Below are 11174 nucleotides of genomic sequence, written 5' to 3'. Positions count from 1 at the left end.
GATAATCTCATTCAGGGATTATCTAACCAAAAATCATATAGGAAACACAATTACAGACTCAATATCTAAAATCAAGACATTTTACCATTACAACAGGGTGACAATACCCTTCATACCGCCGCTGAACAGCAAGTATGTTAACAAAAACGATTTAATCAGCTTTGAAGACCTGCCTACAAAAGACGAACTGAGACTTGCAATGCAGTTTGCAGACGATGACTTGAAGATGTGGATTTTGGTTATCATATCATCAGGTGCAAGCCGGTGCGAGGCCAAATCCATGACAAACAGAACACTATTTGAAGGAACAAGAGCCTATCACAAAAAGGACAATTTCCATGAGGCTTTAAAGTACTTGGCCAGAAACAACAATGTGGTGTGCACCTGCAAGCTAGTCCGGCAAAAGACAGACAAGCCATACTACACCTTCCTCAATCCCGAATGCGTCCAGAGGATTGCCAAAATCAAACTGAAGCATGAGGACTTTGACCTGGACGCTCCACTTTTGAAATATAACTTAAACCATGTAAATCATAAGTTTAAAAAGCTAAATGATTATCTCGGCTTCGGTGAGGTCGGAGGATATGCACGGCTGCGACCGCATATGTTAAGGAAGTTCAACTCAACCTATCTGACTCAGGGGTCTTTTGATGGGGATTTGTTGGGCATGGACAGCGTTGATTTGCTTCACGGCCGTGGTAAGAACAGGACAAGACAGGCATATTATAAGGACAATCCGGACTTTCTAAAATTGGAGTATATCAAGGCTATGGATAATGTATCGCTTTATCGAAGGTATGAGCATAAGATTATAAACGGTAGGGTGAAGGTTATCTCAAAGCCTTTGTAGTATTTTTTAAAACTTTTATTTTTATTTTTTATTTCTCCAGTTATATGGTATTTTTATAATATTGAAGTTATTTCTGGTAATTTCAACAAGCTATCTAAAATATTTAACGCATTAGTTTAAAATTGGCTAGTGATGTATTGCCGTTTAATTTTTAAAATAATTATGTTGGGGTTGTAAATGAAATCTAATCAGTATTATGTGACTCAATTATTAAAATGATTATAAAAATTATATTATTTTTAATCAATTGAATTAATTCACTTACTTATTATTTAATTTTTTTTATAATTTGTATAGTTTTTTTAAATAAAAGAGTTTATATACAAAAACATAGATATTAGTTACTGTAATGAAGTTAATGTAAAATGACCAACAACCTGACCCATTACGTAATTAAATTAGATAAAAACTGTAAATATGGTTTTAAAAATCATTTTAGATAAAGAAGAATATAATAATCACTTCATGGCGAAAACCATTGCTTTATATATCAAAAGGTGATATTATGCGATTTTTTGATAAGTTACAAAAGAATATTGAAGAAGTATCAGGAACAAACACTTACAAGTTAAGTGATATATTGAATACTGATTTTATACGAACAAACACCACATTTAGAAGTTATGATGATATGATTGATAAATCTGGATTAGAGTTAACCGAAACAACTGCTGAAGAGTTGTATTTAAATGAAGAACTAAATGCTTTTATTAAATCAAACACTAAGTTTGCAAGCTTCAAGGATATGGTTACTTTAGCGGCTCAAGAATATGTAGCTAAAAGGGTGATGGATTTATAGTGTTACTTGTTGTTGGTTGTTTTCATTAGCTCATGATTGATGAATTTTTAAAAATAAATAATTAATATAATATGGTGAAACAATGTATAATACAAATGTAATAAACAATTTAGATTTAAACGATATTAAAAACATGATGGAAGAACAATTTGATTGGAAAGTTGATTCTATGGACTTTAAGGACATGAAGATTATTTATGATGTATATATTGAATTGCAGGATGGGATTAATAATTATAGATGCAAAAGAGTTCAAAAATTCGGTTGTGAAGATAAGAGTATACATTATGTTATATTTCATGCTATACCTATCGACGCATTTTTAAGGTCTCGCATTGATTATAAAAAAGCAATGACTTCTTTAAATAATAAACAATTCTTAATCGGTTCATTTAGTTTGGATTTTGAAGGTTTACATGGTGAAGGAACATCATCTCATAATAGACTATTTAAAAACGGCATTTTTGAAGTAGTTATAAAATATGAGAATCGAGGAAAAGTTAATGTTAGTAATCCCAAAATTAAATTTAAAGAATTTGTTACTGAAAGTTTAGAAGTGTACAGTGAGTTAGGTATTTCTAGCCCTATTGTGTATTTTGTTACATTCACTAATGTTGAAGGTCAAGAAATGGCTACTAAACCGGGTGATTTTGATACTACTATTACTGAAAGAAACATTCTTGATCCTGCTGGTGTTGCAATTAAGGATAAAAATCAGGTTGATAATGAAGTGCATAATATATTTGTTCCTATAGTGAATGACTTTGGAATAAATGATTATTACATTTTTGATGAATCTGATGGTAATTAAAACATTGAAATTAAGCAAGTTATTTTTTTGATGAGGTTAACTCACTCATTTTTCTTTTATTTTTAATTTTTAAGATTTAATGGATAAATATTTTGGTCCTATGCTTTATAACACAGATTTACAAGTTTACATCAATCTTGCTTTTTTAAAAAGCCAAATTTTATATTGTATAGGGATTATAGTTATACTCATGGTTGTAAAAGTTTTTATCAGCAGTAATCAAACGGAATTTTCTGAGGAAAGGAAATTTCTCTATGAAGAATTAAAAAAGGATTCTTTTTTTAGTGAAACTGTTGAGTTGTTTGTTTTTGAAATAGATTCTGGAAGTTCGCTACCTTCCGATGAGGTCTTCATTGGTGCTGTTGAAGAATCTGATATTTATATAGGTTTGATTGGCCAGCACTATGGTAATATCTATAAAGATGATGTTTCAGCAACAGAATATGAATTCAATGCATATAGTTCAAAAAAACATGATTATTATTTCTTCGTTAAGAAATGTGAAGATAGGGATGAAAGATCAAAAGCATTTCGCAAAAGAGCCAGAGATTTAAATAAATATAAAAACTTTACAACTAAAGAAGATTTGCTAAGAGAAGTGAAAAGAGTTCTCAGAAAGTTCATTAACGCCAAATTGGAAAGTAAGGACTTTGACAGTGAAATATTATTGGATTCCACAATCGATGATGTTGACCCAGAAGCAGTTGAACTGTTCAAAGATGCTTTGAGAGAATCCAAAATCAAGGATTTATTCGGTGTTCGTGAATTGGACAAAATTTTAGAGTATATTGATGCAGGTAAGATCGATTACACTGGCACCTTTCATTTGAATAAGGCAGGGGCACTGTTTTTTGCAAAAGACATTACCAAATTTGATATTGAACATGAAATCAAGATGGTAAGGTTCAATGGAATTGAAGCTTATGATATCATTGACAAATTGTTCTCACGGGAATCCTTCTTCAAATTAATTGATGATTTTAATAATTTCTTCAGTAGAAACACTCGCTTAGGAGGAACAGTTAAAGGATGGGAAAGGGTTCCGTTAGCTGAATATCCTGAAGAAGCAGTTCGTGAAGCATTCATTAATGCAATTGCCCACAGGGACTATACATTAACAGGAGGATGCATCACATTTTACATATATGATGACCGCATTGAAATTGCAAGCCCTGGAAACTTACCATTTCCACTAACAGTTGAAACTTTAGGTGTCAAGATCACTCCAAGACATAGAAACAAGAATATTTGTGGCATATTTGAAAAGACAAAGTATATGGAGCACATTGGCACTGGAATCACAAGAATGAGGCGTGAAATGGATGAATTTAATTTACCTGAGCCTGAATTTATAAATGATGGTTATTTCCAGGTCATTCTTAAAGGTCCTAACGGCAAACTTATACTTCCTAAAAATTTGGTTAAACATGTTAACTTTAATGGTTTACAGTTAAATGAACGCCAAATTTCTGCATTGGAAAAAATGAATGTTGAAAAGATAGAATTTACACATAAAAGTTATGCAGAATTATTTGACATATCTCTGGCTACCGGTAAACGTGATTTGCTTGATTTATCCAAAAAAGATTTGGTGTATAAGAAGAAAGTTAAAAATGCATATGTCTATTACATCTAATGGCTCACATTCATGAGCCGTTATTTTTCATTTGATTAAATAAAATACTTCATAAATATTCTCGATAATTAGTGTTAATCTATTAAAATTATGTACTTTATTTTTAATTAAAATGGTGGTTGGTATGTTGGCTCATTTTCAACATATTAATTTTAATGAATTTAAATCATTTATTTTTTAAAATAATTAATTTAAGTGGGTTTTGAATTTTATTAATAGACAATAATTTTTCCTAATGAACTTTTACAATTCTGCTTATTTAATTAAAAATAGAGGTAATGAAATTTAATTTAAAATCAACAACATAAAAATTATGAATCATCATTTCAATTAAATCTATATCTACTTTTTTTATCCGGCAACGGCTCATATATTATCAATGGTTTTCAATTTTTATAAATTCGGGTAATCTAACATCTAACTTTTTAAGATAGCTATAATTGCAACTGATGGTAGCTATGATGTAGTGTTGAAAATTAGCTATTTGATGATTCATATTTCCACTTGATTTCTAATAGCTACTTTTTGAAAATTCCAATTTTTTGCATCATATGATGATGAAATCTTGAATCAAATGATGTATTTGAGGGTAAATTCATGAAAAAACATGACTCATGTTTCACAACAGGAGTATTGCTAACTAAATAATTAAAGGGTAATATCCACATTTGAGATTCATATGAGTTTGAATATGGATATAAAAATTAAATTAGTTATATTATAAATATTTAATCATGTATTAAGTTCAATATATGATATTGATAGTTTTACATTAGTAATTATAAAAACATGATGTAATTAGGTATTGATAGATTAAACGAAACATAATTCAGTATTTGTACTTCAAATCAGTCCGAAAACAATGTTTATGGGTATAGACAAGCTTTTATATTCATTTGTTTGGTGGAATTTTTTGGATATGGAACAAATAGAACCGGGTTCGAGAAAATATGGGCATTGAAATTGGAAAAGATGATGGAATTAATAATTAGTCTCTCAGTAATTTTCTTCTGCCGTACCATATTAATTGCCGTTGTCTTTTTCTTAATCGTTTATATTCTTCATACATTTGTGCTGTAATGTGTCCATTTAATCGTCGATACTCATCTATTCCAACAATTGCAGATTGTACAATAGCTGATTCGCCTTCATGCCAGCAGTAATATGGGTGATGACAGGCCACATCATTTTTAAATGCAAGTCCTGTCTTGCAGTTGTTGCAGTAATCCACAAACCACAATTCCTCTTCCATTTCTCTCTTTTCCTTTTTGGCTTCGATTATTTGCTGTCTTATAGATTTCATAACAATCGCTGAATTTATAAAGACCATGAAAACTTTTCGCATGGTCTTTTCAAAAAGCATTTTAAAGGATTTAATCAGTTAAAGAAGGCTTCTTATAAACTTTCATATTTGAAAAGACTGTTTTTTTTCAGGATGATGGGGACTTTTAAATGTCGCCCCCTATTATCCTGAAATCATGGTCTTTTCAGTTTTTCAGCTAATTGTCAACTATCATTAAACCATGATGGATGCTTTAATTAACCAAAAAACGATTGTAAACCATTTTTGTGAAAAGACTTTTAAAAAAGTCTTTTCAAGTCTTCACAGCCATGGCGGTTTTTTCACTTCCGAATCAAAGTTCATAATACTTAAATCCTCTACAAACTTATCTTCCATCATAATGTCTACAACCCATTCTCCAACCTCACGGCAGATGATTTGATGTATTGAATCATCAATGCGCTTTAAATCATCATTGATGTATGCAACTTCACTTTTGGTCAGGTTATATACATTGGATTTTCCTGAATGATCAGTTATCTGAAGAAATCCATTATTTGCCAATTCATATATGTATTTCTTCACTGAGTCCTTGCTCAGTCCAAGATTCTGGAGTGTGAAGTATTGGTTGGTTGTAATTCCCAGACTCAATTCTTCAGGGTTAATTTCCATTATCCAGTCATCGATATTGTTTCTGATATCATTCAAGATCTCAACAGCTTTGGGCGAGAGGTTTGCAGATATGCTTTCCTTATATGGATGTAATATGCTCATGAATTGCTGCACATCTGAGAGATTGGTAAGGATTACCATTTCACCGTCAATGTCATGGACTTCATGGTTATAGTAGTTCAGGGCTGTTATTGTTTTTAATATACCATTGAACTTATCAAAATCTCTTTTATAGAAAGATGAATCCTTCAGGAAGTTGATGACAAAGTTAATATAAGGATTTATTATTACAATGTCTTTAAAGACTTCCTTAAGGTGCAGCAGCATATATGGCACCAGCTCAACATCCTTTTCATATTTCTTTAGAATCTTGTAGCTTTTTCCATGTGTGAATTCAAGTGCAGATTTTCTGAGATTGAATATTTTTTTGTTGTCCATTCTTGGTGTTATGAAGATGCTTCGGCTCATTTCCTGCTCATCGAAATTGTGGTTGGGCACAGTTGTGTAGGTCAGGCATGGCCTTCCCTTTAACTTCAATTCTCTGACTTCCCATCCGCCTTCACCATCCGGAATGCTCAATGGCTTGTTTAGAAAGCCGTCAGACTGCAGTTCCTTCATGAGGTTTTTGGACTCTTCCATGAATTCATGGTCATTGCTTCCGCCCATATCACCGTAATTGACAATCTTTCCGTCATAGAAATATTCATCTGTTTTGGCACGGTTAAATAGTGCTGCTTCGGTGATTTTCTTTTCATTGACAATGTATTGTTTTGGAATCAGCATCAGTGCGGTTTCCTGTATGTGGGATTTGCCGCTGCTTGCCTCGCCAAGACATATTACAGATACCGGATTTCCAAGAACAACTTGTCCTGCATATACAGTAAACGCATACATTATATTGTTCCGCTCACCTGCAGTAAACCATTCAACAAGACTGCCGATATAAATCAAAGGATAGTCCAATGACTGCAATTTGGTGATAGCTTCCTTTGATTTGGCGATATTCTGTTCTTGCTCGACCTGTTTCTTTTCAGCTATTTCCTGTTCAATGACTGATACTTCATTTTCATAGTGAAGCTGCAGGAGCTGTTTGAGTTCTGTGAACTTATTGTTGAATATGGCGGGTTCCATATCACCTTTTGGATTTATGAGCTGTTTGAATTGTCTTGCGACATTACTTCTGGAAGACAATGTAGCTGGAGATTTGTTTTCATATTCTCCAATCTTATTGCCATACTTGTTTTTGAATACGTAGGTAACCTTATCAATGTTTTTCCTATTGATAATGAGTGCTATTGTATCTTTTGTGGGTAATTCAGCTGCTTTACTCATTTTAAATTCTCACAAATTTCTTCAATTCTATCTAAAATTTCCCACATTCTATCCCACAGTTTCTTTGGGATTGCAACATACATTTTTCCATTTATTTCCTTTTTTCTCATGGTTTTTCATCTCCTGTTTTTCCCTTCATGGGAGGATTATAAATTCGACAGTCTAAGCTCGTGGGGTCAGGAAATTTTTAAAAAATAAATAGCATCGGCAAAATCAATTTTCTGTCTTTTAGCCAATATTTAGAATAAAATAAGTTCGCTTTTTTGGATTTGACAATCTTTATATATCCCTTAAAATAAACTAGATATTGGGTTAAGTTTTGGAAAATATTAATTTTTAACATAGTTTCGCGACATGTCTAATTATTTTTATTTTTCTCACTGCCCATAGGATTATTCTAAAAATATCTTAATAGCTCGTCATTCAATTAAGAATTTTTTTTATAATCCTTTTTCATGATCTCATTTTTACTATTTCTTTTCTAGTATTTTACCTCTCTAAATTGATTTTCAGGCCTCACCAAAAAAAGTTGTCTCACCGTGAAAAGTTGATTTCACTTCGTAAAATTTACTTCAATGGTGGAGGCTAGTTGATAGTTTGTCAATTTGGATATATAAACATTTCTATTAGTATTTATTGTTAAACTGTTCATTTTATTGAGAAAAAATTGTGTCTATAAGCCTTGTATTTTTGGAAATTTTGCTAAACATTAAAACATAAATTGTCTATAAAAAAAGTCAAATGTATAAATCTGAAATGCCTAAGTAAGCATTAAATTAATGTTTCAGGCCTAATAAAACTTTATTATCCTTTTTATTATATTGTTTATATAAATGAAATAATAATGTCAGCAAAGGCCTTCCAAAAATTTTATCACTTGTAAAAAATAAATTGTTTAGTAGAGTTTTAGTGGTCCGAATCGATAAGTATCGGAACTTTTTTATAAGTTTTATACGAACAGTTTGTTTAGGTTTTAATATAATAATGGCTGATGTAAAATAATCATTACAATTAAATAGCATGATAAAGATAAACTAATTATTATTTGGTAGTGGAGAGAGTATTTTGAGTGTAGAAACATTTGTGAGAAAAAACATATATTGCTTTAAGATTATTTTGGCAATTACAATGTTTCTATCATTGGTATATTTTTCACTATATCTGCAGGAATTTCTTGTTTACTCACCATTTACTCCATTTGGGATATTGATATGCCAAATTATAAGTTCTTCAATTGTTGCGCTTGTCATTGCATATTATATCGGCAAATCTAAAAATTTTCATATTGCACTTTCATGCATTCTGTTTGTTATTTTATTAGTGGGGGTTTTTTTAGCTGAAAACGTTATGGCAAGTACATTTACTTATAATCTTGATGGTGTGGAATACTGTTTGATATTTTTTTCAGTATTTATTAGCCTGTTTTTTAGCTATAATCTGTATCAGGTCATGGCTAATAAATGTGATTCCAGATTGAAGGTAAATTTCTGGAGTTTTTTGGTCTTTTGTGAATTGTCTTTTTTGTCAATGTTTGTATGTGAAGTGATATTTTACGTACTTACTCCCCTATCATCATTAATCGATGCATTTATAATCTTCAATGCGTTTTATCTGGCATTTAAGTTCAGTGTAGATATAACCTCTAGGGATTTAAAGATAATTGAATCAAAAAGGGTTGCTGAATTGAATAAAAAAGAAGAAGACATTGATATGCAAAAAGTAAAATTATGTTTCATGTTATCCTTTTTTGCATTGTTTATAATATCTGCTATTTTTGATAAATATTATAATGTTTTGCAACTGGATTCAATGAGTTTTGCTGGAATAATTTTATTTGGATCTATAATAATCACTGCTTATTATTATAAAAAATCATTATTTTTGTCAATTCTTGGAATTGGAATCGATGCGGGATTATGGGCATTATTTGCAGGATTATTTTCACTGGTTGGATACTTTAATATGGATCCCAAATTTTTATTCCCAATTTGGTTTTTTGAAGGTTTGACTTTAATTCTAATGCGTTTCGTCTTGAGATACAGGAGATTATCTGGAATAGGCTTTTAATAGTTCTTATTTTAACAGTATTATTGATAAGTTAGAAATGTTAAATTATTGATTTTATTTAGTAAAATTGTTTTTAATTCGTTAAATTGTTTTTATTTCAAACAAAAACTATATTTAAGTTTCAAATTAACATATAATCCATAGTATGGAAACCTATATCTAATAGTATTTAAAATGTTTTATCAAAAAATAGTTAAATATATTATCAAAAAATAGTTAAATATATTATCAAAAAATAGTTAAATATATTATCAAAAAATAGTTAAACGGTATGATTCTATGGAGTATATGGTCCGATATTTGGATGATGAATTGGAGCAGTGGATGAATGTTATTGGTGCAGTGCTTATTGTTGGTCCCAAATGGTGTGGTAAGACAACTACTGCTGAACAATATGCAAAAAGTGTTTTAAAACTTCAGGATATTGACAGGCAAGAGGAATATCAGATGTGGTTAGATATTAAACCATCCAAATTATTGGAAGGTGAAAAACCTAGACTTATTGATGAATGGCAGATGGCACCAATATTGTGGGATGGTGTTAGAAATAGTGTTGATGAACTTCAAGGGGAAGGATTATATATATTGACAGGTTCTACAGTAGTTGATGAGTCTAAAATTATGCATTCTGGGACTGGCAGAATTCATAGGCTATTAATGAGGCCTATGAGTCTATATGAAAGTGGAGAATCAAACGGTAAGATTTCTATTGAGGAATTGTTTGATAATCCGAATATGGATATTGATGGAATTGAATCCAATTTAACAATGGATGATTTAATTTTTGCAGCATGCCGTGGAGGATGGCCAGATTCCATAAATAAAAAAAGCGATAAAGATAAATTATTAATAGCTTATAATTATCTGGATAATATAGCTGAAAGTGATATTTCTAATGTAGATGGTGTTAAACGTGACCCTGATAGGGTAAAAGTAATTTTAAAAGCTATTGCAAGAAATAATTCTACTTTAGCTAAGGACACTACAATAATGGCAGATATTTCAGCTAACTTTGGTGACATTAGCAAGCCCACTTATTATTCATATGTTGACTCATTGAAACGATTATTTGTCATTGAAGATTTAAGGGGCTGGGCTCCAAACATTAGATCAAAATCATCAATGAGGTCAGGCAATAAAAAAGTATTCATTGATCCATCCATTTCTGTAGCCTCTTTAGATATGAGTCCTGAAGCATTCAATACAATTGATGGTTTAAAAACATTTGGATTTATTTTTGAAAACTTATGTATTCGTGATTTGAGTGTATACACTTCTAAATTGGGTGGTTCAATATCTTATTATCATGACAATTCCGACACGGAAGTTGACTGTGTTGTGCATCTAAACGATGGAAGATATGCATTAATCGAATGTAAGTTGGGAAAAACTAAAATAGAGGAAGGGGCCCGAAATTTACTGAAAGTGAATAAATTGATTGAAGTTAATGATCAGGTTAGAAATCCTAGTTTTTTAGCAGTTTTAACTGGGGGAGAAATAGCTTATACAAGAAAAGATGGAGTTAAAGTTATTCCAATAGGTTGTTTAAGATAGTTTCAGTGCTTGAAATCTATAAGCATGACAACAATATCACATGTTTTATACGAAATGTTCGTATTTTTATCCTTATATTTTAGGTGGATTGTGGTTCTTTTTCAAAAATAGTTAAATGCATGAAAATACTTGTATTTATCAAAAACAAAAAGTGGATGAATTAATTATTCA

8 protein-coding genes are annotated in these 11174 nt (G+C 30.9%); 6 read left to right on the top strand and 2 right to left on the bottom strand.

Annotated features, from left to right (window positions below; translation table 11 throughout):
• Positions 1–199: 199 nt before the first annotated feature.
• The 4 genes from QZN45_RS10450 (at position 200) to QZN45_RS10435 (ending at position 4096) form a co-directional block, all read left to right on the top strand.
• Entirely contained in the window at positions 200–850 is a 651-nt protein-coding gene (locus QZN45_RS10450) for a hypothetical protein (protein ID WP_296812814.1), read from the top strand.
• Between the two features lie 505 nt (positions 851–1355).
• A complete protein-coding gene (locus QZN45_RS10445; protein ID WP_296812812.1) occupies positions 1356–1649 on the top strand; it encodes a hypothetical protein in 294 nt (97 codons plus the stop codon).
• 82 nt (positions 1650–1731) lie between these two features.
• Positions 1732–2460 carry a hypothetical protein gene (locus QZN45_RS10440; protein WP_296812811.1) on the top strand — a complete coding sequence of 243 codons (729 nt, stop codon included), beginning with the start codon at positions 1732–1734 and terminating at the stop codon, positions 2458–2460.
• 190 nt (positions 2461–2650) lie between these two features.
• Positions 2651–4096, top strand: a complete 1446-nt coding sequence (locus tag QZN45_RS10435) for an ATP-binding protein (RefSeq protein WP_296812809.1) — start codon at positions 2651–2653, stop codon at positions 4094–4096.
• A gap of 988 nt (positions 4097–5084) precedes the next feature.
• Here QZN45_RS10435 and QZN45_RS10430 read toward each other — a convergent pair.
• Positions 5085–5399 (bottom strand): hypothetical protein, encoded by a 315-nt coding sequence (locus QZN45_RS10430; protein WP_296812807.1) that lies wholly within the window; start codon positions 5397–5399, stop codon positions 5085–5087.
• 300 nt (positions 5400–5699) lie between these two features.
• The gene (locus QZN45_RS10425) at positions 5700–7382 is read right to left on the bottom strand and encodes a hypothetical protein (protein WP_296812805.1); all 1683 of its coding nucleotides are present in this window, start codon (positions 7380–7382) and stop codon (positions 5700–5702) included.
• 1065 nt (positions 7383–8447) lie between these two features.
• Between QZN45_RS10425 and QZN45_RS10420 the strand changes: the two genes are divergently transcribed.
• Together QZN45_RS10420 and QZN45_RS10415 are read left to right on the top strand one after the other, a co-directional pair.
• On the top strand, positions 8448–9449 hold the full coding sequence (locus tag QZN45_RS10420; RefSeq protein WP_296812804.1) for a hypothetical protein: 1002 nt from the start codon (positions 8448–8450) through the stop codon (positions 9447–9449).
• A gap of 279 nt (positions 9450–9728) precedes the next feature.
• Complete coding sequence (locus tag QZN45_RS10415) at positions 9729–11003, top strand: ATP-binding protein (RefSeq protein ID WP_296812803.1); 1275 nt, start codon at positions 9729–9731, stop codon at positions 11001–11003.
• The last annotated feature ends 171 nt before the right edge of the window (positions 11004–11174 follow it).

The organism is uncultured Methanobrevibacter sp., from assembly GCF_900314695.1.
Taxonomy (GTDB): domain Archaea; phylum Methanobacteriota; class Methanobacteria; order Methanobacteriales; family Methanobacteriaceae; genus Methanocatella.
The sequence above is the reverse complement of the archived record's forward strand: the minus strand, read 5'-3'. Positions and strand labels throughout refer to the sequence as shown.

What these genes read in the sequence shown, in the direction of transcription:
- QZN45_RS10440 (WP_296812811.1), top strand. Translation starts at nt 1,732, where the DNA reads ATGTATAATACAAATGTAATAAACAATTTAGATTTAAACGATATTAAA.
- QZN45_RS10450 (WP_296812814.1), top strand. Translation starts at nt 200, where the DNA reads ATGCAGTTTGCAGACGATGACTTGAAGATGTGGATTTTGGTTATCATA.
- QZN45_RS10445 (WP_296812812.1), top strand. Translation starts at nt 1,356, where the DNA reads ATGCGATTTTTTGATAAGTTACAAAAGAATATTGAAGAAGTATCAGGA.
- QZN45_RS10415 (WP_296812803.1), top strand. Translation starts at nt 9,729, where the DNA reads ATGGAGTATATGGTCCGATATTTGGATGATGAATTGGAGCAGTGGATG.
- QZN45_RS10430 (WP_296812807.1), bottom strand. Translation starts at nt 5,399, where the DNA reads ATGAAATCTATAAGACAGCAAATAATCGAAGCCAAAAAGGAAAAGAGA.
- QZN45_RS10435 (WP_296812809.1), top strand. Translation starts at nt 2,651, where the DNA reads ATGGTTGTAAAAGTTTTTATCAGCAGTAATCAAACGGAATTTTCTGAG.
- QZN45_RS10425 (WP_296812805.1), bottom strand. Translation starts at nt 7,382, where the DNA reads ATGAGTAAAGCAGCTGAATTACCCACAAAAGATACAATAGCACTCATT.